This is a genomic window from Streptomyces phaeoluteigriseus (genome assembly GCF_001896135.2).
GTDB classification, from domain to species: Bacteria; Actinomycetota; Actinomycetes; order Streptomycetales; family Streptomycetaceae; genus Streptomyces; species Streptomyces phaeoluteigriseus.
In genome coordinates this window covers 1,279,074-1,302,112 of the sequence record NZ_MPOH02000015.1, presented here as the reverse complement: position 1 = coordinate 1,302,112, position 23,039 = coordinate 1,279,074, and the positions used below count along the sequence as shown (strand labels likewise).

Sequence of the window (23,039 nt, the reverse complement as noted above, 5' to 3'; positions counted from 1 at the left end):
TTGGGGTTGGGGGCTGGACTGGGGTTGGGGGCTTGTGCTGGGTCCGGGTCCGCGTCCGGCTTCGCGGTCGGGTCCGCGTCCGGCTTCGCCGTCGGGTCCGGCTTCCGCTTCGGGTCCGGCTTCCGCTTCGGGTCCGGCTTCGGTCTCGGGTCCGGTTTCGGGTCCAGCTTCGGCTTCGGGTCCGGTTTCCCTTTCGACGAGGGCGAGTTCGGCGTCGTAGCGCCATTCCAGGAGGAGCAGGCGGGCCTCCTTCAGACGCTGGGTGAAGGCGTAGGCGCCCAGTTCGGCGGGGAGTCCGCTGAGGGGCGTACCCCGCCACAGCGCGAGCGCCGCCGCGCAGGCGTCGGCGACGCGCTCCCAGTCGTGGGTGGCGTGCGCATCGCGTGCGGTGGCGAGGTGGTGCTCGAACACGTGGACGTCGAGTTCGCCGTGCTCGATGCGCAGTTGGTAGCCGGGCGGCACCGTGCGCAGCCGCGTCGGGTCGTCGAGCATGCGGCGCAGCCTCGTGACGTGGTTGTGCAACGAGGCCTGCGCGGACGCGGGCGGCGCGCCGCCCCACAGCACCTCCTTGAGTGCATCGACCGGGACGATCCGGCCGGCGTCGAGCAGCAGGGCGGCCAGCAGGGCGCGTCCCTTGGGGCTGCGGATACTGCGGGGGACGGGAGCGGCAACCGGGGCGGGGGGAGGGCCCGGAGCTTGGGCCGGGACGGTGTCGTACGGGACGTGGACGGCGCCATAGGGGGCCGGGACGGTGTCGTAGAGGACCGGTGGGCCCAGCAGTCCGAACCGCAGCCCGTACCGCCGCATCACGCCGACCCTCGCCCTTCCGCGCGTCCGTCCCCGGTCGCGTCCCACGGCGTGCGCCCCGCCGCTCTGGCGGATTTCCGCCCCCGGCACGGCGATATTCCGCCATCCTGTCCCTGACGATTCCCGCAGGAATCCGCTACCGTTCCGGCTTCCTCCCCCGCTCGCCCGTCGACTTCGCGCCATGCGACCTGCGGCGACGTCTGTGACGCCGACTGCGGTGAGGCGAAGAACCGTTGGCCACATGTTAGCGATTCGTTGGTGAGACCTGATGTGATCACAACATCGGATCTGGCCCGACGGTGCGCGCGTACGACGCGTTGCTCGGGGGAGTGTCGCCGCCGCGGCCGGATTCGGAGGCGCGTGTGGGCCTCGGCCGGCGGAGGTGACCGACCGGGGCCCGCGCCGCGACTCCCGAACCACGGCACCCTGTCCAGGGCGCCTCGACTCCCGAACCACAGCACCCTGTCCAGGGCATCTCAGATGACCGGCGGCCTACCCAGGCGGGTCAGTCGCCACACCGTCCGCCAGCGCATCGGCCGCCGGGCGCCGGCCGGTTCGCGCACGCCCTCCGCGAAGCCGCCGAACCATGCGCGCAGGCCGCCGAGCGAGCGGGTGCGCAGCAGCGTGACGAGGATCCACACGCCCAGATGTACGGGGACGAGCGGCAGCGGAAGGTTGCGCCGGACCAGCCAGACCCGGTTGCGCGCGGTGACGCGGTGGTAGATGGCGTGCCGGGCGGGTGAGGTCCTGGGGTGCTGGAGGAGCAGCTCGGGGGCGTACAGGATGTGCCAGCCGGCGTCGATCGCCCGCCAGGCCAGGTCGGTCTCCTCGTGCGCGAAGAAGAACTCGGCGGGCCAGTCGCCGGTCTCGTCGAGCATCGTCATGCGCAGGGCGTGGCCGCCGCCGAGGAAGCCGGTGACGTGTCCGCCGCGCATCGGGTCCGCGGAGCCGACCCGTGGGACGTGCCGGCGCTGGGTCTCGCCCAGCTCGTCGGCGATGCGGAAGCCTACGATGCCGAGGCGGGGGTCGGCGGCGTACAGGTCCCGTACGCGGCGCAGTACGTCGGGGTCGACGAGCAGTCCGTCGTCGTCGAGTTCGACGACGACGTCCACGTCGCCGTGCTCGCGCAGGCGGGCGAGGGCGACGTTGCGGCCGCCGGGGCAGCCGAGGTTCTCGGCGACCTCGATGGCGGTGACCTCGCCGGGGAGGGAGAGGCGGCGGGCGAACTCGGGCAGCGGACAGCCGTTGCCGACGATCACGATCCGGGCGGGGGCCAGGTCCTGCTCGGCCACGGATTCCAGCAGGGCGTCGACCTCGGCGGGCCTGTTCCCCATGGTCACCACGGCAACGGCGATCCTCGGCTCCATCGTGTCCCTCATCCCGTACGGTCCTCGTCGGCCACCGCACCCTGACCGTGCGGCGCTCGTCGTTCACCTGGATGTTGCCTCACGGCGGGGCGTCGTCCGCGCAGGACAGGTCGCTTTGGGCTTTTCACGGCGCCGCCAGGCGCGGCGCGACCCAGACGCGAGACGAGCAGGTCCAACCAGGAGCCCCGCTCCCCTCGCCCCCTCACTCCGACAGCCGCCAACACGACCAGCCCCGACCCCAGACACCAGGACGAGCAGGTCCAACCGCCGACCCCGCTCCCCCCACCCCCTCACTCCGACCGCAGCGCCGTGGCCGTGTCCGTTCTTGCCGCCCAGGTTGCCGGGAGCAGGCCGCCGGCCACCGCGATGACCAGGCCGCCGAGGGCGAGCAGGGTCAATCGCTGCGGGTCGTAGACGGAGAGGGCCGCGGTGGGCAGGTTCATGCCGACGCCATCGCCCATGAGCGGGATGATCCAGTGGTGCAGGGCGACCCCGGCCGGGACCGCGGCCAGGCCCGCGAGCAGGCCGGTTCCGGCGACCGAGGTGACGACCATGGTGACGGTCTGGCGCGGCGTCATTCCGAGGGCCTTGAGGACGCCCAGGTCACGGACGCGTTCCCGGGTGTCGAGGACGACCGTGTTGAGGACGCCCAGGCCCGCGACCACCACGAGCATCAGGGTGAGCATCCCGATCAGCGCGTCCATGGCCAGGATCACGCTCGACGAGTTGCCGGTGTTGGCCTGCGCGACGGCGCCCACGCCTTCCAACTCGTCCCGCAGCGAGCCGAGATAGCGCGCGGCATCCGTACCGGCTTCGGTCTGCACGTCGTACCGGCCGGGCCGCGCGTCCAGCCCCAGGTCGGCGAGGGTGGAGGTGGAGGTGAGGAGGGCCATGCCCTCGCCCTCGGTGAAGAACGCCTCGCCGACGATCCGCACCGAAGCGTGCCGCCCCCGCTCCTCCAGCCGCAGCGTGTCCCCGACCCCGATCCCGGCGGCCTCGAGGAACCGCGAGGTGACCACCGCCTCCCCCGGCCCGTCGAGCCAGCGGCCCGCGACCGTCCGGGGAGCGCCCCACGCGGAGTCTCCCTGGTACGCGACCACGGTGGTCGCCCCGGTGATGCCCCGCACGCTCAGCTCGGCGCGGGCCGTGCCGTAGAACCGGACGGTCCCCTCCTGTGCCCGCAGGACCGCGCCGATCTCCTCCGGGTCGGCCTTCGGCGTCTCCGCCTCCGCGCCCACGTGCACGACCTGGGCACCGGGCGGACCGGTCCCTCCCCCGGTCTGCACGACGACGGAGCCGGCCGAGTTGAGCATGCGGCCCGCCTGGACGACCCCGAGCGAGAGGGCCAGCCCGACCGCGAAGGTGACGCATACGGCGCCGAACGCGACGGCCGCCGCCATGGTGCCCGAACGGGCGGGCCGGACGAAGGGGTCGGCCAGGCCGAGGCCGACCGCGCGGGGCAGGGGCAGCCGTGCCGGGAGCCGTGCCGTGAGCCGCCTCACCGACCGGGCGGCCCCTGGTTTCCTGCCCAGCGTGCGGCCGACGCCGAGCGCCGCGACGGTGCTCAGCCGGCCCGCGCGCAACGCCGGCAGCAGGGCGGCGCCCGCGACCAGGAGAAGGGCCCCGACGGGCACCACGACGTCGATCCACAGGGGGACCGTCGTCACCGGCGCGTCGAACGCCTCACCGACCTCGCCGAGGACCGGGACGGCCAGCGCGTTGCCCAGGGCCAGGCCGAGGAGGCAGCCGACCGCCGCCGGGAGGAGCGCCTGGCCGACGTAGGCCCGGACGACCTGGGCCGGGGTGAAACCGAGCGACTTCAGGATGCCGATGCGGCGGGTCGCGGCGCCGACCGCGCCGCTGATCACGATGCCGACGACGAGGACGGACAGGAGCAGCCCGAGCACGCCGAAAGCGGCCAGGAAGGGGACGAACGCCCGAGCGTTCGCGGTGCGTTGCTGCTCGACAGCGAGGTAGGACTGCGAGCCGCTCAGCGCGTCGGGCGGTACGGCCGCCGTGATCGCGGCGCGGCCCGCGGCCACGTGGGCGTCCGTCTCCGCGCGGTGGAAGCGGTAGAGCATCTCGTACCCGGCGGTCGTACCGTCCGTCGCCGCCAGGACCTCGGCCTGGGCCGGGGTCACCCAGGCCTGGGCGGTGCCGGTCACCGAGCGGGCGATGCCGACCACGGTCAGGGTGGGCGTGCCCGGCGCGGTGGGCAGGGTCAGACGTGCGCCGGGGGGTGCGGGCAGCGTGCCGTCGGCCAGCACGATCTCGCCCGGCCGGGTCGCCCACCTGCCGTCGACCATCCGGAGCCGGTCGACCGGGCCGCCGGGGTCCGCCCGGCCGACGACGGTGACGGGCGGCAGATCCACGCCGGCCGGGAGGGCGGCGGTGTCCGAGGCGGTCCGAACCCGCACGGGGACGGACCGGAACGGGCCCGCCACGGCCGCGACCCCGGCCGCGTCGGCGGTCCGCGCGAGCCGCTCGGCGGTCACCTCCGTAGCGTCGAACTGCCCGGTGAGATGAGCCCCCTGCTGTGCGGTGAAGGCCCGGTCGAAGGGGGCCCGCGCCGCGACCAGCAGGCCGACGGCGAGGACGGACGCGGTCACCGCCATGAGCGTGGTCAGCACCATCACGGCGGTCTGGACGCGACGGCGGGCCACTCCGGCGCGGACGACCCGCCCGAGTGGGTTCGCAGGTCTCCTGGTGCTCACGGGCTCACCGCCGGACGGTGAGCCCGCACACTCCCGCTGTCCCGGGCGACCCGGCCGTCGACCAGCTCCACGGTCCTCGTCGCGCAGGAGCGGGCCAGGGCGAGGTCGTGGGTGACCAGGACGATCGTCTGGCCGTCCGCGTTCAGCTGCGTGAGCAGCTCGCGGACCTGCTCGCCGGAGGCGGTGTCCAGCGCGCCCGTCGGCTCGTCGGCCAGCAGCAGTGCGGGCCGGTTCATCAGCGCGCGGGCGACCGCGACCCGCTGGCGCTCACCGCCGGACAGCCGGCCCGGGTAGGCGTCGGCGTGCCGTTCGATGCCGAGGTGCCGCAGCAGTTCCGCCGCCCGTCGCCGCGCCTCGGCCCGCGGCATCCCGGCCAACTGGGCGGGAAGCAGCACGTTGTCGTGCACGCTCAGGTCGTCCAGCAGGTTGAAGAACTGGAAGACCATGCCGACCCGGTCCCGCCGGTACCGTGCCGAGCCCGTCTCGTTCAGCTCACTCACCCGCACCCCGCCGACCGTGACAGTGCCCGCGCTGGGCCGGTCCAGGCCGGCGATCAGGTTGAGCAGCGTCGATTTGCCGCTGCCCGAGGGCCCTACGACGGCCAGCGCCTCCCCCGCCCGCACGCTCAGCGTGACGTCGTCCAGGGCGGGTGGCCCCGCGCCGTACCTCCTGCTCACCCCGTGCATGTCGATGACGGGTGCGGTCGGTGTGATGACGGGTGGGGTCGAGGTCACGACGCCTCCTGGGGCCTGTGGTTGACGGTCACCCCGACGCTAGGGACGGCACCGGGCCGCGGTCGTCGCCCGCGACGGCGAGACCGGCTGCCGTACCGGGCGGACCCGGCGCGCGGGTCATCCCCGCGATGTACGCGGGCGATGTAGGGGCCCTCCCCACCGGGAGGGATGTCGGACGAACCGCCGGGCCTCGCTCTTGTCGTCGGCGAAGGCCAGCGCGGGGCCGGTGAACCGCCAGGTCTCCCGGGCCACCGTCATCCGGTCGATGGTGACCCGGGGGGAGTGGTCGGCTTCCGGCAGGAGCCGGAACCGGTCCGTCACGAGCGTGGTCAGCACATGGGCGAAGACCTCCACGGCCGGGAACACCGCGCCGTCGGGCAGCACCACGCACAGCCGGCCGTCGCGCCGCTCCACCACGGCGTCGGCGCTCGGCACGGTGCGGTCGCGGTACGGGTCCGCCGTGTTGTCGAGCAGGGCGACCTGGTAGTCCTGCGGCCGTACCAGCGCGTGCCGGATCCGGGCGGAGAGCCGGGACTTGTGCTCCTTGGGCAGCAGCGGCATGAGCCGTGGCGCCGGGTGGTCCCGGTCCGTCCGGTCGAACAGCTCGCGGGGGTCGGGGTGCTGGTTGACGAACAGTTCGTTCCCGAGCGTGTTGGCGGCCAGGTGGAGTTCGCCGAGGGTGAGGTGGAACTCGCCGCGTTCGACGCAGGAGGCGTCCTCCGCGGCGATCATCACGTCCGGGCTCATGTACCGCGCCGCGGCCCAGCCCGGCGCGCCCGCCGATCCGAAGACCTCCGCCACCCGGCCGGCGATGTCCGCGCCCGCGACCGAGACGCGGCGCACCCCCGCCGAGGCCGGAAGGATCCGCTGCCAGCGGCGCTCGAACTCCGCCTGGAGACCGTCGGCGTCGGCGACCGCCGCCCCGTGCAGGACCGGCATGCAGGCGAACCAGAAGGCGGCGAGGTCCACCGGCCGTCCGGGCCCGGCGTCGGCGCGCAGCCGCTCGTACACGCCGGTGACACGCTCCGTCACCCGCGCGGCCAGGGTGGAGGAGAGCCAGGCGGCCGCGGACATGAGCAGGTCGAGCGGGGCGAGCGCGGCCAGCACATGGCTGCCGAGCGTCACCCGGGCGGCGCGGCGGCTGTCCGAGTAGACCACGGCGCGGCCGGGCGCCGTGGTGGTGCTCTTCTCGCGTTTGGCGGCCGCGTCGGTCACCTGTTGGAACGTCTGCTCGACGGAGCTGAGAGCCGTGACCAGGCGCTCGGGGTCCTCCGCCGCCGCCCGGACGGTCTCGATCGCGCTCTGCAGTTCGTCCATCCGGGCGAGAGCGGCGGCGCGCAGTGCCGGTTCACCGATCCGCTCCAGGCAGGCGCGCAGCCGGCGGTCGGGCCGGATGTCGGCGGGTACGTCCAGCCGCCAGGTGATCCAGCGCAGCCGGACCAGGTCGTCGAGCAGGGCGGGCACGTCCGTTCCCGGGCCCATCTCCCGCTGCAGGGCCGGGACGGAGCGGGTGCCGTCACACAGGCGCAGCAACCGGACGGTCTCCGGCGCCACCGGGCGCGGCGGCCTGGCGGGCGTCCGTACGGCGTTCTCCTCCAGCCGTACGAACGGCACCCGGCGGGGCGCCGTCCAGGGGCGCAGCGCCGGGTCGGTGTCGATCTCCCGGGCCAGGGAGTCGACCGACCAGCTGGACCAGAACACCTCCGAGGACGCGGTCAGTCCGGTGCCCGGATCGACGGCCATGCCGGGCCGGGAGGGGTCGAAGGCTCCCCAGCCGACCGGTCCGAAGAAGCCGATGGTGTCGTTCTTGACGCAGAACCGCTGCCAGTAGTGCGCGACCAGCTCCTCGCGCTGGCGCTGCTTGAAGGTGCGGCCCGCGGTCGTCGGCGACCAGTTGAGGAACGGCCGGATCGCCGTGTCGAGCACCCCCCGGTTCTGCCAGGCGACCGCCGCCCGGAACGATCCGGAGGCGGCGATCTCCTGCGCGCTCGTGGCCGCCCGCCCGGCGGCCTGGGTGAACTCCTCCTCGAAGGCCTTCCAGGCCCCGCCGGACAGGTCGTCCCGCGGCCCGAACTTGTCCGCTGCCGCGGCCAGGCCCTCCGGCGCGAGCCGGAGCACCCCGTCCGCCGGGAACCCCGCGCCGCGCACCGCGACCTGGTCCCACAGCCGCCAGCGGCCGCTCAGAGAGACGGATCCCTCGTGCATCCCGGTGCCTCCTAGGCCGACGCGGGAGCGAGGGACAGGTCGTCGACGACGACCTCCGCCAGCTCGGCCGGGGACGGATAGGTGAAGACCAGGGCGACGGCGATCTCCTCGTCGAGCAGTTCCTGGAGACGGTGGACGATCTGGAAGGCGGCGAGCGAGTCACCGCCCGCCTCGAAGAAGTCGCTGGTGGCGTCGAGGGTGTCGTCGCCGAGTGTCTCGCGGTAGTAGCCGGTGATCAGCTCGGTGAGTTCGGCGGTGTCGATGCGGTTCATGGCCGTCCTTCTTCGAAAGTGGTGTGGATGGGGACAAGGGAGGCGCGCGGCGCGGCCGGCGGGGATCGGCCGGCCGCGAGTCGGCGGCCGGTCGGACGGCCGGTCAGCGGCCGGTGTCGGCGTGCGCGGGTCGGACGGCGCCCAGGGCCGCGGCGCTGTTGCCGCCGGAGACGACGACAGCGCCGCGTCCGGGGAGCCCGAGCCGGAGTGCGCGGCCAGGGCTGCGGCGCCGCTCGGCTCGGCCGGGATCCCGGCGCGGTGCAGCAGGGCCATCGCGCGGAGCACGGCCCGGTCGTCGACACCGATCAGTTCGTCGACCCGGTGCCGGACGACCGGGAGGATCACCTCGCCGGGCCGCTGGCCGCGCAGCCCGTCCGCCACCGAGTCGACGGGCGGCACCTCGACCGGGCGGCCGGCGGCGACGGAACGGGCGTAGCGCCGGGCCCGGTCGGGCTCCACCCCGATGATCCGGACCGCGCTCCGCAGGTGGGCGGCGGCGAGGCAGACACCGGCGAGCAGGCCGCCACCCCCCACCGGTACGAAGATCGTGTCGAGGCCGGGGGCGTCCCGCAGCACCTCCAGACCGACGGTGCCCTGTCCGGCCACCACGAGTTCGTGGTCGGAGGAGGGCACCAGCGCGGCACCGGTGCGGGCGGCGAGGTCCCTGGCGTACCGGTCGCGGTCGGTCACCCCGCCGGGCACCCGGACGACCCGGCCGCCGAGCGCCCGGATGGCCGCTTCCTTGGCCTCGGCCGCACCGGCCGCCATCACCACGGTGACCCCGACGCCGAGGGCGCGGCCGAGGGTGGCCACCGCGATGCCGTGGTTGCCGGAGGAGCCTGCGACCACCTCGTCGGCGCCGAGCGCGAGCATCGCGTTGGCCGCGCCGCGAAGCTTGAACGACCCGCTGTGCTGGAGGTGTTCGGCCTTGACCAGCAGTCCGGGCAGAGCGTCGCGGCGCAGCAGCGGGGTGTGCCGCACGTGGGGGGCGATCCGGTCGGCGGCGGCCTGCACGGCGGCCGGTGCGATCCGGGTGTCCGCGGCCGTCATGACACGGGCTCCGGCGCGGTGGCGCGCAGTGCCCGCCGGTCGGCCTTGCCGCTGTGGGTGACGGGCAGGCGCTCCAGCCGGGTGAACCGCCTGGGCATCATGTGCGGCGGCAGGGTGCGGGCCAGATGCGCGCGCAGCTGGGCGTCGGTGGTGCCCTCGAGCGGGCCGGTGACGTGGGCGCCGAGCCAGGTCCGGCCCCGGTCGTCGGTCTCGGCGGTCACCACGGCACCGGTGACCTCGGGGTGGACGAGGAGGGCGCCCTCGATCTCGGCCGGGTCCACGCGGTGGCCGCGGATCTTGACCTGGCGATCGGCCCGGCCGAGGTACTCCAGGGTCCCGTCGGGGGCGCGCCGGGCGAGGTCGCCGGTGCGGTACAGCCGTGTGCCGGGCGGTCCGTACGGGTCGGGCGGGAACCGGTCGGCCGTCAGCCCGGGTCGCCCGCCGTAGCCGCGGGCCACGCCCGCGCCGCCGATGTGCACCTCGCCGGTCCGCCCGTCCGGGACCTCGCGCCCCCGCGGGTCGAGCAGGCGTACGACGGTGCCGTCGATGGCGGTGCCGACGATGTCGGCGGAGGTGTCGGGGGCCGCCGGCACGTCGTAGCGGGTGGAGGTCATGGTGCACTCGCTGGGCCCGTACTGGTTGACCAGCCGGCCGCCGACCAGGGCACGGCCGCCGGCGGCGAGGAAGGGGCGCAGTGACTCGCCGCTCGAGCAGACCAGGCGCAGGGAGCGCAGCCGTCGCACTGCGCGGGGCGACTGGGCGAGGAAGCCCAGGAAGGAAGGAGTGGTGCTGAGGAGGGTGTCGACGCCGTACTCGGCGACGGTGTCGGCGAAGGACTCGGCGCGGAGCAGGCGCGAGCGTTCGACCAGGACGACGCACCCGCCCGCCGCGAGCGGTGCGAAGGTGTCCCGGATGGACGCGTCGTAGCCGGGCGGGGCGAGCTGGAGGGCGACGGTGCCGGGGCCGAGGGCGTTGTCGCGGACGACGGCACGGAGGTACGTGTCCAGGCCGCCGTGCTCGACGAGGACGGTATTGGGGGTGCCGGTCGAGCCAGAGGTGTGGCTGACGTAGGCGAGCGAGCGCGGATGGGGGGCGCGGAAGCCGGCCGGCGGCCGGTCGGCTGCGGGGAGCCGGTCGAGCAGGACGGCGGGCGCGTCGACCAACGGCCGGAGACGGTCGGCGAGGGAGGCGCAGGTGAGCAGGTGGGCCGCGCCGGCGGCGAGCGCGGCGAGCCGCCGGCCGGCAGGTCGGTGTCCAGGGTGAGGAACGCCCCGCCGCCCGGACGACCGCGGCGGTCGCGACCACGGCGTCCGCGCCGGCGGGCAGGGCCACCGCGCAGACCCGCTCCGGTCCCACACCGTGGGCGACGAGCCGGGCGGCGAGCCGGTCGATCCGGGCCGCGAGTTCGCCGTACGAGGTCGGGCCCTCGGCGGTCAGCAGGGCGGGGGAGTGGGGCGCGCGGTCGGCGTGCGCGCGGATGTCCTCGACGAACGTCGTCCGTGCGGGGGCGGTCACACCGGCTCCCCGGGAGCGGTGCTCCGGTCGACGGCGACGAGGCGTAGTTCGGAGGTGTAGCGGTGGCCCTGGTCGTCGGTGAGCCAGGCCTGTTCGGGTGTGGGGAGCATTTCGGTGACGGTGAGTCGGGCGTCGGGGTCCTTGCGGGCGAGCCGTCGGGCGGCTTTGGCGAGGATGTTGACGTAGACGGGGCTGTCGAAGTCGACGAAGAAGGGGCGTGGTTCGGTGGGGGAGACCACGAAGACGAAGCGGGGCAGTTCGTGTGTGTTCCGCCACTGCCGGGCCCGGACGAACCGCCGGGCCTCGCTCTTGTCGTCGGCGAAGGCCAGCGCGGGGCCGGTGAACCGCCAGGTCTCCCGGGCGACGACGGTGGAGTCGATGGTGATGCGGGGCGAGTGGTCGCCGTCCGGGCGCAGGGTGAAGCGGTCCATCACGCGGTTGGTGAGCGCGTGGCAGAACACGTCGAGCAGGTCGAAGACCGAGCCGTCGGGCAGCACGGCCGACAGCCGGCCGTCGCGCTCCTCCACCTTCACTTCGCCGGAGCGGAAGGTGAAGGGGCGGTGCGGGTCGGCGCTGTGGTCGGTGAGCGCGACGTAGTGGTCCTCCGGGCGCTCCAGGGACTGCCGGCTGCGGGCCGACCACTTGAGCGGAAGCTCCTTGGGCAGCATGGGGAGCAGCCGCGGGCCGGGGAAGTCGCGGGTGGTCTCGTCGATCAGCTGCCCTGGGTCGGGGTGCTGGTGGACGAAGAGCGACTGGCCGATGGTGTTCATGGCGACGTGCAGCTCGCCGATGACGAGCTGGAACTCACCGCGTTCGACGGCTTCCAGGTCCTCGGCGACGATCATCAGGTCGGGGCTGACGTACCGGCTGAGCGACCAGCCGTGCCCGCCCTCGGGGAACGCCTCGCGGACCTGGCCGGCGATGGCGGCACTGGAGAGCGAGACCCGCCGGGCGCCGGCCGGGGCGTCGATGATCCGCCCCCAGCGCTCGCGCAGGTCGGCCTGGATGCGCTCGATGTCGGCGAAGGACTCCGGGTGGGGGGCGGGCAGGCAGGCGAACCAGAGCGAGCCGAGGTCGACCTGCCCGTGCCGCTCCCGCAGTTCGCGGTAGGCCTCGTGGATGCGCGCGCCGACGGCCTCCGCGTACCGGTCGGTCATCCAGCGGGCGGCGGTCAGGCACAGTTCCAGCGGACCGAGCTGTGCCAGGACGGCGCTGCCCACGGTCGCCGTGGCGGACCGGCGGCAGTCGGAGTACACCAGGGCGCGGTTGGGCGCGGTCCTGGCCCCCTTCTCGCGGACCGCCGAGACCTCGGTGATCTCGGCGAAGCTCGCCTCCAGGGCGGCGAGCGCGGCGGTCAGCTCCTCGGGGTCCGTACCGGCCCGCTCGACCCGGTCGCGGCCGGTTTCCAGCACCGCCAGCCTGGCCAGGGCGGGCTCCCGTACGGCCGGGTCGCCGATGCGCTCCAGCAGGGTGCGCAGTTCCCGCTCGGGGTAGGTGCCGGCGGGCACGTCCAGCTTCCAGCCGATCAGGCGGCGCGAGACCAGCCATTCCAGCGCCTCGGTCACCTCCCCGGCGTCCAGGTCCCGGCCCAGGGCCCGGGCGGCCAGGCCGGTGATCTCGACGGGAGTCCGGCGCCCGTCGCACAGGCCCAGCACGGTGAGCGCGGGTTCGGGGACCGGCTGCGGCGGACGGCCGGGCAGGCGCACCGTGCCCTCGACCACCCGGACGAACGGAACCGGGCGTGGCGGAGTCCACGCGCGCACCCGTGGGTCGCGGTCGATCGCCTTCGCGAGGGCGTCCATCGACCAGCTGGAGAAGTAGACCCGGGACTCGGCGACCAGGCCCGTGCCGGGGTGCACCTCGACGCCGCGCCGGGAGGGGTCGAAGGCTCCCCAGCCGACCGGTCCGAAGAAGCCGATGGTGTCGTTCTTGACGCAGAACCGCTGCCAGTAGTGGGCGACCAGCTCCTCGCGCTGGCGGGGCATGCTGGTGCGGCCCGCGGCGGACGGCGTCCAGTCGAGGAACGGCTTGATGCCGGTGCGGAGCACCGCACGGTTCTGCCAGGCGACCGCGGCCCGGAAGGGCGCCGAGGCGGCGATCTCCTGGAGGTCGCGCGCGGTGCGCACCGCGGCCGCGGAGAAGGCCTCCTCGAACGCCTCCCAGTCCGCCCCCGTCGGCACCTCCCCGCGGGCGAACTTGTCCGCGGCCGAGGCCAGGCCCTCCGGGGCCAGCCGGAGTACCCCCGCGGCGGGGAAGCCGGGCCCGCGGAGTGCGAAGTGCTTCCACAGGCGCCACCCGCCGCCGGGCATACGTATGGTGTCGGACATTGCTGTGCTACCTCCCTGGGAAAAGTGCGCCGGGCCGGCGGCCGACCGGTGGGCAGGCCGACTGGTCGTCAACCGACCGGTGGTCACGCCGACTGGTCGTCAGCCGACCGGTGGTCAGGCCGACTGGTCGTCAACCGACCGGTGGTCAGGCCGACCGGTGGTCAGGCCGACCGGTGGTCAGGCCGACTCCGCCGGGATGCCGTCGAGGCACCACTCCAGTACGGCGCGGGCGCTGTGGTACTTGTTCTCGGCCTGCTGGAACGCGATGCTCGCGGGGCCGTCCAGCACCTCGCCGGTCACCTCGTCGCCGCGGTGCGCGGGCAGGTCGTGCATGAAGACGGCGCCGGGGCAGGCCGCCAGCACGGCGGCGTCCACCCGGAAGGGGGCGAAGACGCGCCGCCAGTCGGGGTCGGGCTTGGTCGTGCCGGTCGTCTGCCAGCGTGTGGTGTAGACGATGTCGACCTCGGGCAGCTCGGCCATGTTGTGCCGCTCCTCGACCAGCGCGCCGGACTCCTTGGCGTGGACCTCGGCCCGGTCGAGGAAGTCCGGGTCGACTCCGTAGCCGGGCGGGGTCCGCAGGTGCAGCTCGGTGCCGGGGAACCGGCTGAGGGCCAGGGCGAGCGCCGAGGCGGTGTTGTTGCCCTCGCCGGCGTAGAGCACCCGCAGCCCTTCGATCCGCCCGAAGCGGCCGAGCATCGTGGTGAGGTCGGTGAGGGCCTGGGTGGGGTGCTCGGCGGCGCTCATCGCGTTGATCACGGCCATCCGCTCCTGGGCGGCGTAGGCGCGCAGTTCCTCGGTGCTGCCCGCGGTACGCGCCACCAGCACGTCGAGCATGCGGGAGAGCACGTCGCCGGTGTCCTCGGAACTCTCCCCGGTGTTCTCCTGGAGGTCGCCGGGACCGTAGGTGATCAGCCGTCCGCCGAGCCGGAGGGCGCCGGCCGAGAACGCGGTCCGGGTACGGGTGGACGTTTCGCGGAACAGCACGCCGACGACGGCGTCGGCGAGCGGTCGGGCGCCGCCGCACTTGCCGGCGGCGTACTCGGCGCCGCGGCGCACGAGCCAGCGCAGCTCCCGGTCGGTCAGGTCGTCGACGGAGATCAGGTGGTGGCGGTGGGGGCGAGGCATCCCGCGTTCCTCCTCGGGTGGCTGGTCGTCAGTTCGCTTGCAGGGCGTCGAGCAGGATGCCGAGCCCCTCGTCGAGCAGGTCGGGCGCGATGGTCAGCGGGGGCATCACCTTGAGGACCTCGTCGTGGCGGCCGCAGCGCTCGACGATCAGGCCGTGCTCGAAGGCGTGGCGCTGGACACGCTCGGCCCGCTCCGCACCGCCGGCCCGGGCGGTGTCGATGCCGAGCACCATGCCCCGGCCGCGCAGCACGAGGCCGGAGTCCAGTGCGCCCGCGTCGGCCCGGAACCGGGTGAAGCGCTCCGTCCCCCGCCGCAGGCCGGTCAGGAAGTCGCTGGTCTGCCACAGTTCACACGCCGCGGTGGCCGCGACGAAGGCGAGCTGGTTGCCGCGGAACGTGCCGGTGTGCTCACCGGGCTGCCACAGGTCCAGCTCGCGGCGGAACAGGGTGAGGGAGAGCGGCAGCCCGTAGCCGCTGAGGGACTTGGAGACGGTGACGATGTCCGGCACGATCCCGGAGTCCTCGAAGCCGAAGAACGCGCCGGTGCGGCCGCAGCCGGTCTGGATCTCGTCCAGGATCAGCAGCACCCCGTGCCGTTCGGTGATCTCGCGCAGCCGGCGCAGCCACTCCCGGCTCGCCGGGTAGACGCCGCCCTCCATCTGCACCGCTTCGACGACGACCGCCGCGGGCGGCTCGGTGCCGGAGGACGGGTCGGCCCACAGCCGCTCGATCAGGCCGATCGAGTCGAACGGGCCGAGCGGACCGTCCTCGAAGGGGACGAAGGTCACGTCCCCGCCGGCGACCGTGCCCGCGCGGCGGGCGCGGCGGCTGCCGGTGACCTCCAGCGAACCGCGCGACATGCCGTGGTAGGCGCCGTGAAGGCCGTCAGGCCGGTGCGGCCGGTCGCCCGGCGAGCCAGCTTGAGGGCGGCCTCCACCGCGTCGGTCCCGGTCGGTCCGGTGAACTGCACCTTGTAGTCGAGGCCGCGCGGTCGCAGCACGACCTCGGTGAAACGGGTCAGGAAGTCGCGCTTGGCGACGGTGTACATGTCGAGGCCGTGCATGAGGCCGTCGTCGGCGAGGTAGTCGAGGATCCGCCGCTTGACGGCGTCGTGGTTGTGCCCGTAGTTGAGGCTGCCGGCGCCGCAGAAGAAGTCGATGAAGGCGCGGCCGTCGTCGGTGTGCAGCAGCGCGCCCTTGGCGCGCTCGAACACCACGGGGAAGGTGCGGCAGTACATCCGCACCTCGGACTCGATCTTCTCGAAGACGGAGGTGTCGGTGGTCGCGACGAGGGTCATGGCGGTCCTTGGGCGAGGAGGCGGTGGGCGAGGGGGCGGTTGCGGTCAGCGGCCGGCGGTCGTGCGCTCCCCGCGCGGGCGAGCCGTCAGCCGCGGCAGGGGGCCGTCCGCGGCCAGGAGCGGGTAGCCGTCCAGGGCGGTGGCGAGGGCGGCGACGGTGGGGTGGTCGAACAGTGCCCGTACGGGGATGTCCACCCCGAGGGCGGCGCGCAGGCGCACGGACACCCGGGTGGCGAGCAGCGAGTGTCCGCCGAGCAGGAAGAAGTCGTCGTGGGCGCCGATCCCGGTGGCCCCGAGGACCTCCTCCCAGACCCTGGCCACGGACCGTTCCCGCGGGGTGCGGGGCGCGGCGGCCGGGCCCGCCGCCTGCGGCGTCGGTGCGGGCAGCGCGTGACGGTCGACCTTCCCGCTGACCGCGGTCGGGATGGCGTCCAGCAGCACGAACGTGGCCGGGACCAGGTGGTGGGGCAGGGAGTCGAGCAACTCGGCACGCAGGGCGTCGGGCGGGGGAGGGTTCCCGGCGTCCGCCGCGACCAGGTACGCGGTGAGCTGCTGCCCGCCGTCGCGTCCGGCGTCGGGTGCACCACGGCGGCGCGGACGCCGTCGAGGGCGAGCAGCGCGGCCTCGATCTCGCCGGGTTCGATCCGGTGGCCGCGGATCTTCACCTGGTGGTCGCTGCGGCCGAGGATCTCCAGCGAGCCGTCCGGGCGGAGCCGGCCGAGGTCGCCGGTGGAGTAGAGCCGGCCGCCGGGCCCGGTGGCGTGCGGGTCGGGGAGGAAGACGCCGGCGGTCTGGGCGGGCCGCCCCCGGTACCCCCAGGCGAGGCCGTCGCCGCCGATGCAGACGTGCCCGGTGACGCCCTCGGCCACCGGCTCCAGCCGGTCGTCGAGCACCCGGACGGTGGTGTTGTCCACCGCGGCCCACTGCCGTACCCGTCCGTCGGCGCCGTGTGAGGCCACGCTGGTCCAGATCGTGGCCTCGGTCGGCCCGTAGAGGTCCAGGACCGGCGCGCCGCCGGCGGCGAGCGCCGCGGCCAGGTCGGTGTGCAGTTTCTCGCCGCCGGACAGCACGGTGAGGCCGGGGCCGGGGGACCAGCCCGTGTCGACCAGCATCCGCAGCATCGACGGAGTGGCCTGGACCAGATCCGGACGGGCCTCGTCGATGAGCCGGATCAGGCGCTCGGGGTCGCGGGCCTGCTCGGAGTCGGCGAGCACCAGCCGGGCGCCGGTCAGCAGCGGCAGGCACAGCTCCAGCATCGAGGGGTCGAAGGAGGCGGTGGTGACGCCGAGGACGGTGGCCGCCGGACCCAGCTCCATCCGGGCGGCCATCGCGTGCAGGAAGTTGGTCAGGGCACCGTGCGGGATCTGCACGCCCTTGGGAGTGCCGGTCGAGCCGGAGGTGTGGAAGACGTACGCCAGGTCGTGCGGGCCGGTGGTCCGCTCGTGCCGGTGCGTCGGGCCGGCCGATGGCGGGGCACCGTCGAGCAGGAGGGTCCTCGCCTCCGTGCCGGCCACCCGCCCGGCCAGCGGGCCGCTGGTGACGACCACGGCGGCCCTGGTGTCCTCGATCAGGTGGCCGATACGCCGCGCGGGGTGCAGGGGGTCGAGCGGGACGTAGGCGGCGTCCGCCTTGAGGACGCCGAGCAGGGCGACGAGGAGCCCGGTGCCGCGCTCCAGCAGAACGCCCACCCGGGTGCCGCGGCCGACGCCGAGGCCACGCAGCCGGTGCGCCAGCTCGTCGGCCCGCTCGTCGAGTCCGGCGTAGCTCAGCTCGCCGTCCCGGGAGAGGACGGCGGTGGCGTGCGGGGTACGGCGCGCCTGCTGCTCGAACAGGTCGGTGACGGTGTGCGGGGGCACGGCGCGGGAGCTGCCGGCGCCGAGCGCGAGCCGGCGGCGGCGCTCGCCGCCGGGCAGCGGTCGCAGTGCGGAGGTGGCGTGGGCCAGCGGCTCGTCCGGGGCGGCGAGCAGTGCGCGCAGGACCCGGACGTAGTCCTCGGTGATGCGGGCGGCCGTCTCGGGCGTGAACAGCGCGGTGGCGTACTGCAGGCGCAGCCCGAGGCTGCCGTCGGGGCGGCCGAGCAGGTCGAGTGCCAGGTCGAACGGTGTCCCGGCGACCGGGGTGGACACCAGCTCGACCGACAGGCCGGGCAGGTCGGGTGGCTGGGCCTCGGAGTCGAGGGTCAGGAAGGAGACCTGGAAGAGGGGGTTGCGGCTGAGGTCTCGGGGCGGGGCCAGCGCGCCGACCACGCGTTCGAACGGGATGTCGGCGTGGGTGAGGTCCGCCAGGGAGGCGGTCCGGACCCGGTCCACCAGCTCGCCGAAGTTCGGTCGGCCGGACAGGTCGGCGCGCAGCACCACCGTGTTGACGAAGGGGCCGATGAGGTCCCTGGCGGCGGCTTGGCCGCGGCCGGCGACCGGGGTGCCGACGGCGAAGTCGCTCTGCCCGCTGTAGCGGCCCAGCTGGGCCTGGAATGCCGCGAGCAGCACCATGAACCGGGTGGCGCGGTGGGACCGGGCCAGCCGGTCGGCCCGGTCCACCAGATCGGCCGGGAGGGTGAACCGGGCCACGGCGGCAGCACCGTCGAACTCGGCGGGGCGGGGCCGGTCGGTCGGCAGGTCCAGCGTCGGCAGGCCCGCCAGCCGCGAACGCCAGTGGTCGAGGCCCCGGGCGAGCCGGGGGCCGGCCCACCGCTCGCGCTGCCGGGCGGCGAGGTCGGCGTACTGCAGGGGGAGTTCCGGCAGTTCGTGGGGGACACCGGTAATCCTGGCGCGGTAGGCCGCGGCCAGGTCGCGGGTGAGGATGCTCCAGGAGGAGAAGTCGAAGGCGATGTGGTGCACCACGACGACCAGCAGGTGGTCGTCGGGCGCGAGCCGCGCCAGGGTGGCCCGCAGCGGCGGACCGGCCGACAGGTCGACCGGTCCGCGCAGCGCGCGGTCGAGAACCGCGGCGACGCCGGCCGCTCCGGCTGCGGGCGCGTCGACCGTGTCCAGGGGAACCCCGGTCCGCGGGCCCACGTGGGCCACCGGCTCACCGTCGGCGGCCGCGTACCGGGTGCGCAGCACCTCGTGCCGGTCGATCACGTCGGCCAGGGCGGCGGCGAGGGCCTCGGTGTCGAGGCCGCCGCGCAGGCGCAGCGCCAGCGGAAGCAGATGGTCCGCCGTGCCGGGTCGCAGTTGGTCGAGGAACCACAGCCGTTGCTGCGAGAAGGACGTCGTCCGGCTGCCACAGTGGTCCACCGGCTCACCTCCGAGGAGTCGGGTAGGTCGTCGCGCGCCTCGGGTGGTCGGGGCACGTCCGGAGCTTGCCGTTCGGGCGTGGCGGCGCAGTAGGGAAGGAGCGGCAGCGCCCGTCGCGGCTTTTGCTGCGTCAATGTCTCTGGTCGGGACCGGGACCGGGTCAGATCAGCCCGGTGCGGACGCCGTGGGCCACCGCGTGGGCCCGGTTGCGGACCTGGAGGCGGGTCATCAGGTCGTACATGACGTTCTTCACGGTGTGCTGGGAGCAGGAGAGTTCACGGGCGATGGCCGCGTTGCCGTGCCCCTCGGCGACCAGGGCGAGCACCGTCTTCTGCCGGGCCGTGAGCGGCGAGTCGGGGGCGGGGCGCCGGTGCTCCGCGTCGCCGCCGCCCGCCTCGCCGAGGAGGCGGACCAGGACGCCGTAGGACATCCGGCCCTCGCCGCACCGGGCCGCGCGGACGGCGGTGAGCAGGCGCTCCGGGGTGGCCTCGGCGGACTGCAGGATGGCCACCACCCCGGCCCGCACGGCCAGCCGCACTCCGGCGGCGGTGAAGGTGTCGGCGACCAGCAGGAGGGGGCCGCCGCCGGGTTCCGGCCAGCCGTCGAGCGCCGCGCCGGGCGTCCGGCCGGCGGCCACCCGGACGGCCCCGTCGCCGCTTCCGGCCGTCGTCAGCTCGATGCCGCCCGGCGCAGGCTGGCGGCCACCGTCTCGCGGGCCGCTCCGCCCGCCGGGCCGAGGTGCACCCGCAGTGCGTCGACGTCCCGCCCGGCGTCCGGTGCCGCTTCGAGGACGAGGCCGGTCACAGCAGGCCCGTCCGCAGGGCGTAGGCCACCGCGTGGGCGCGGTTGCGCAGCCGGAATCGCTGGGTGATGTCGCGGACCACGGTGGTCACCGTCCGCGGGGAGTAGCAGAGTTCCCTGGCGATCTCATCGGTCTCCCGGCCGTCGGCCACCATCCGCAGGACCGCGCGTTCCCGCTCGTCCAGACCCCGGTCGGCTCCGTGGCCCCGCACGCCGGGATACGTGTCCATCTCGGTGTTCTGGTCGAGCAGGCCGTCGATCAGGTCGGGGGGCACGGTGCAGTCGCCGCCGGCCACGGCCCGTACGGTGCGCGCCAGCCGGTCGGCGTCGACCTCGTGCCGGCGCAGGAGACCGCGGGCACCGGCGTTGATGGCCTCCGCCGCCTCGGCCGGGGACATGTCGGAGGCGATCACGATGACGGCGGGCCCGTGCGGGCCGTCACCGGTCGCGGCCACCAGGTCGAGTTCCCGGCGGTCCACCCGGTCGACGATCACGACGGCCACGTCGGCCGTCGCCTCCGGCTGGACCAGTGCGATGTCCGGGCTGCCGGACAGGGCGCTGACGGCGCCGGCTTCGAGCAGCGGGTCCAGGGCCACGACGCACAACGACAGGGGACTGCCCATGTGTACTCCTCGGTCAGCGTGGGGCGAACCTTTCGGTGAGGAGTCTCGGCAACCGGTGCGGCGCGCCGCATGGGGCGCGATTACCCGCATTCCCGTACGCCGCCGGCCCGTCTCGGGCCGTACCCCGCCGGCCCGTCGGCCCGTCTCGGGCCTGCGCCGCCGGCCGGACCGCGCACAGCCGGGCGCCGCCGGACCGCGCCGGGTGCCGGCGGCCCCCGCTCGTCCCGACGACCCCCGACATGCCGGCCCAGCACCGTGCGTTCCCGTGTGACCACCTGGCGCCGTCCACCTGAGCGGACCCGACCGCGCGGTGGCGGCCCGCGAGCCGGGTCGGCGCTGGTCCGAGTGCCTGGCGCCCGACGCGGGCACCGCCGGCCGCCGAATCCACCACAGCGGCCCGCGCGCCCCCGGACCCGGCGCGTCGCGGCCGCCCGGCGCTCCCGCGGGCCGTCCGGCGGTGCGGAAGGGGGGTTTCGGCGGTGCGGAAGGGGGGTTCGGCGGTGGCGTCGACTGGGTAGTCCGCCGCGGAATATGGGGGTGGTGCTCCCCTGTACGGGCGTGCGACACCGCTGGAAGGGTGAAGGACGTGACCACAACCGACACCGCCGGTCCTGCCGCGGGGGTGGCGCCCTCCTGGTGGGCGCCGGCCGCGACACTGCGCGAACGGCTGTCGGCCCCGCACCCGCCGGCGGCGCCGGCGGCGGGTCCGGCCGCCGGGCTGCGCACCCGCTCGCCGATCGAGCTGACCTGCGACTCCGTCCGCTCGGCCCGACTGGGCGCCGACCCCCGGCTGATGGCGGCACTCGCCGCCGAACCTCCGGCCCGCCTGGCCGCCCGGCTCGCCAAGCCGCGGTGGGCGGTGTTCGTCGAAGCGGCGATCGCCGCGGCCCCCCGAGACGCCCGCGGAGGTCTGCGGGGCCGCGGTGACCGCGCCCGCCGATCCGGCGGACGGAGCGGTGGTGTTCGAACCGGTGCTGCGCCCGCTGGTGACGGCGGCCGTCGCCGAGCTGGTCGAACAGGCCGGAGCGGACGGTGTCGACCCCGGTGAGGCGGCCGTCCTCGCCGGGGCCTACGCGGGCTGGCTGGCACGGCGACTGGCCAAGGCGGCCGCCCGGACCCTGGTCGTCGAACTCGCCGCCGCGCGGACCGCGGGCGACCTGTCCGGCGCCACCGCGGTGGCCCGGTTCGCCGACTTCGCCGCCCGGACGGCACCCGGGAGGGTCTCGCCCGGCTGTTCGCCGGCTACCCGGTGCTCGCCCGTCTGCTGGCCCGGACCTGCCGCCACACCGCCCGGTCCGGCGCCGAGCTGCTCGCGGGCTCGCCGCCGACCGGCAGGAGCTGGCCGACGAGCTGTTCGCCGGACGGGACCCGGGCCCGCTGGCCGCCGTCGAGCTGGGACTCGGGGACCTGCACCAGCGGGGCAGGTCGGTGGCGGTGCTCCGGTTCACCGGCGGCGGCAGGGCCGTCTACAAGCCGCGGCCGGTCGACCAGCACGCCCTGCTGGACCGGATGGCCGGCTGGCTGGACACCGAAGCCCCGGGCCTGGGGCTGCGCACCCCGCGCTGGGTGGCCGGGGACGGCTACGGGTGGCTGGAGTACATCGACCACCGGACGTGTCGTTCGCTGGCCGAGATCGACCGGTTCCACCGTCGCCAGGGCGCGTTGATCGCGCTGGCCCACACCCTAGAAGGGGTGGACCTGCACTACGAGAACGTCCTCGCGCACGGCGACCAGCCCGTGCTCGTCGACGTCGAGACTCTGCTGCACCCCGTCCTGCCGGAGGGCGGGACCACCCGTCCGGATCCGGCCGCGCGGGCGCACGCCTCCTCGGTGCACCGCACCTGCCTGCTGCCGCAGCTCCTGGTGGGCGAGGTGGGCGCGGTCGACGTCTCCGGGCTGGGCGGCGCACCGGGCGGACAGTCCCCGAACACCCGGATGGTCTGCGAGGCCGCCGGCACGGACGAGATGCGCCTGGTGCGCCGCCCGGTGCCGTTCACCGGCGCGCTGAACCGGCCGTACAGCGCCGCGGCGGGGCCCAGGAGCGCCGACCGGGTGGCCGCGGTCCTGGCGGGATTCCGTACCGGGTACGACGCCGTGGTCCGGCACCGCGAGGAACTGGCCGGCCCGGCCGGACCCTTGGCCGCCGGCGCGGACGCGGTCGGCCGGCTCGTGCTGCGCCCGACGATGCTGTACGCCACCCTGCTGGAGGAGGCGACCCATCCGCAGGTGCTGCGCGACGGGCTCGACCGGGACGCCATGTTCGCGGTGCTGTGGGCCGATTCCGACGGCGACCCGGCCCGCCAGGCCCTGATCGAGTACGAGATCGCCGACCTGTGGGACGGCGATGTCCCCGTCTTCTTCCACCGGCCCGGCTCACCGGAGGTCTTCGCCTCGGACGGGAGCCCGGTGAACGGCGTTCTGGACACCTCCGGCCTCGCCTCCGCACGGGCGAAGCTGGCCGCCATGCGCACCGTCGACCGCCGCGCCCAGGAGTGGATCATCTCGGCCACCCTGGCGTCCGCGGAGCCCGGCGCCGCCGGACGCCGCCACCGGGTGAGCCGCCGGGCCCGCCCGGCTCCGGCCGCCCTGCCGGAACCCTCCGCGCTGCTGGCTGCCGCCTCCGGGATCGCCGACGACATCGCCGGCCGGGCCGTCCACGGGCACGGGCGGGTCAACTGGATCGGCCTGGAGGCGGTCGACGACCACTGGACGGTGCTGCCCATGGGCGCCGGACTGGCCCAGGGATACAGCGGAGTGGCCCTGTTCCTGGCCCAGCTCGGCGCACTCACCGGCTCCGCCCGGCACACCGAGCTGGCCCGGGCGGCGCTCGCCCCGGTGCCCGAACTCGTCGCCGCGATGGCCGCCGACCCGGCGCTGAGCCGGGCCGTGGGCCCGGGCGGCTTCGAAGGCCTGGGCGGGATCTGCTACGCCCTCGCACGGGCGGCCACCCTGGTCGACGACGACCTC

The 23,039-nt window shown here is 75.0% G+C and carries 15 protein-coding genes and 4 pseudogenes; 2 read left to right on the top strand and 17 right to left on the bottom strand.

Annotation, left to right across the window (positions count from 1 at the left end):
• The 16 genes and pseudogenes from BM536_RS23795 to BM536_RS23730 all read right to left on the bottom strand — a co-directional run.
• Window positions 1–807: AfsR/SARP family transcriptional regulator (locus BM536_RS23795; RefSeq protein WP_211362936.1), on the bottom strand; the 807-nt coding region annotated here is incomplete at its 3' end.
• Between the two features lie 476 nt (window positions 808–1,283).
• Window positions 1,284–2,186, bottom strand: coding sequence for a glycosyltransferase family 2 protein (locus BM536_RS23790; protein WP_425444663.1), 903 nt, complete (start codon window positions 2,184–2,186; stop codon window positions 1,284–1,286).
• A gap of 278 nt (window positions 2,187–2,464) precedes the next feature.
• Window positions 2,465–4,888, bottom strand: coding sequence for an ABC transporter permease (locus BM536_RS23785; protein ID WP_425444662.1), 2,424 nt, complete (start codon window positions 4,886–4,888; stop codon window positions 2,465–2,467).
• On the bottom strand, window positions 4,885–5,574 hold the full coding sequence (locus tag BM536_RS23780; RefSeq protein ID WP_079275279.1) for an ABC transporter ATP-binding protein: 690 nt from the start codon (window positions 5,572–5,574) through the stop codon (window positions 4,885–4,887). The genes BM536_RS23785 and BM536_RS23780 overlap by 4 nt, the downstream gene beginning before the upstream one ends.
• Window positions 5,575–5,739: 165 nt before the next feature.
• Entirely contained in the window at window positions 5,740–7,827 is a 2,088-nt protein-coding gene (locus BM536_RS23775) for a lantibiotic dehydratase (protein WP_094103433.1), read from the bottom strand.
• An 11-nt stretch (window positions 7,828–7,838) separates the two neighbouring features.
• Window positions 7,839–9,149, bottom strand: a complete 1,311-nt coding sequence (locus BM536_RS23765) for a pyridoxal-phosphate dependent enzyme (protein ID WP_245873747.1) — start codon at window positions 9,147–9,149, stop codon at window positions 7,839–7,841.
• On the bottom strand, window positions 9,146–10,312 hold the full coding sequence (locus tag BM536_RS23760; RefSeq protein WP_245873723.1) for an amino acid adenylation domain-containing protein: 1,167 nt from the start codon (window positions 10,310–10,312) through the stop codon (window positions 9,146–9,148). Before BM536_RS23760 ends, BM536_RS23765 begins: the two co-directional genes overlap by 4 nt.
• A gap of 121 nt (window positions 10,313–10,433) precedes the next feature.
• Window positions 10,434–10,664, bottom strand: a pseudogene (locus BM536_RS43125) (AMP-binding protein); the annotation flags it as partial.
• On the bottom strand, window positions 10,661–12,991 hold the full coding sequence (locus BM536_RS23755) for a lantibiotic dehydratase (RefSeq protein ID WP_094103432.1): 2,331 nt from the start codon (window positions 12,989–12,991) through the stop codon (window positions 10,661–10,663). The pseudogene BM536_RS43125 and the gene BM536_RS23755, both read right to left, overlap by 4 nt.
• Window positions 12,992–13,168: 177 nt before the next feature.
• Window positions 13,169–14,116 (bottom strand): ornithine carbamoyltransferase, encoded by a 948-nt coding sequence (locus BM536_RS23750; RefSeq protein ID WP_073498069.1) that lies wholly within the window; start codon window positions 14,114–14,116, stop codon window positions 13,169–13,171.
• A 28-nt stretch (window positions 14,117–14,144) separates the two neighbouring features.
• Window positions 14,145–15,412, bottom strand: a pseudogene (locus BM536_RS23745) (diaminobutyrate--2-oxoglutarate transaminase).
• A gap of 45 nt (window positions 15,413–15,457) precedes the next feature.
• Window positions 15,458–15,733, bottom strand: coding sequence for a phosphopantetheine-binding protein (locus BM536_RS43120; protein ID WP_245873721.1), 276 nt, complete (start codon window positions 15,731–15,733; stop codon window positions 15,458–15,460).
• A 320-nt stretch (window positions 15,734–16,053) separates the two neighbouring features.
• Window positions 16,054–18,648 (bottom strand): annotated as a pseudogene (locus BM536_RS23740) (non-ribosomal peptide synthetase); the annotation flags it as partial.
• Between the two features lie 160 nt (window positions 18,649–18,808).
• Window positions 18,809–19,285 (bottom strand): helix-turn-helix transcriptional regulator, encoded by a 477-nt coding sequence (locus BM536_RS23735; protein WP_211362934.1) that lies wholly within the window; start codon window positions 19,283–19,285, stop codon window positions 18,809–18,811.
• A gap of 32 nt (window positions 19,286–19,317) precedes the next feature.
• On the bottom strand, window positions 19,318–19,452 hold the full coding sequence (locus BM536_RS44035) for a hypothetical protein (protein WP_281258587.1): 135 nt from the start codon (window positions 19,450–19,452) through the stop codon (window positions 19,318–19,320).
• Entirely contained in the window at window positions 19,449–20,072 is a 624-nt protein-coding gene (locus tag BM536_RS23730; protein WP_073498075.1) for a response regulator transcription factor, read from the bottom strand. The genes BM536_RS44035 and BM536_RS23730 overlap by 4 nt, the downstream gene beginning before the upstream one ends.
• A gap of 586 nt (window positions 20,073–20,658) precedes the next feature.
• Between BM536_RS23730 and BM536_RS43115 the strand changes: the two genes are divergently transcribed.
• On the top strand, window positions 20,659–21,120 hold the full coding sequence (locus tag BM536_RS43115; protein ID WP_245873719.1) for a hypothetical protein: 462 nt from the start codon (window positions 20,659–20,661) through the stop codon (window positions 21,118–21,120).
• A 194-nt stretch (window positions 21,121–21,314) separates the two neighbouring features.
• On the opposite strand, the gene BM536_RS43110 is transcribed toward BM536_RS43115, so the two are convergent.
• Window positions 21,315–21,485 (bottom strand): hypothetical protein, encoded by a 171-nt coding sequence (locus BM536_RS43110; protein WP_245873752.1) that lies wholly within the window; start codon window positions 21,483–21,485, stop codon window positions 21,315–21,317.
• Here BM536_RS43110 and BM536_RS43105 point away from each other — a divergent pair.
• Window positions 21,411–22,994: pseudogene (locus BM536_RS43105) on the top strand (type 2 lanthipeptide synthetase LanM family protein); the annotation flags it as partial. The gene BM536_RS43110 and the pseudogene BM536_RS43105 sit on opposite strands and share 75 nt — an antisense overlap.
• Window positions 22,995–23,039 lie beyond the last annotated feature (45 nt).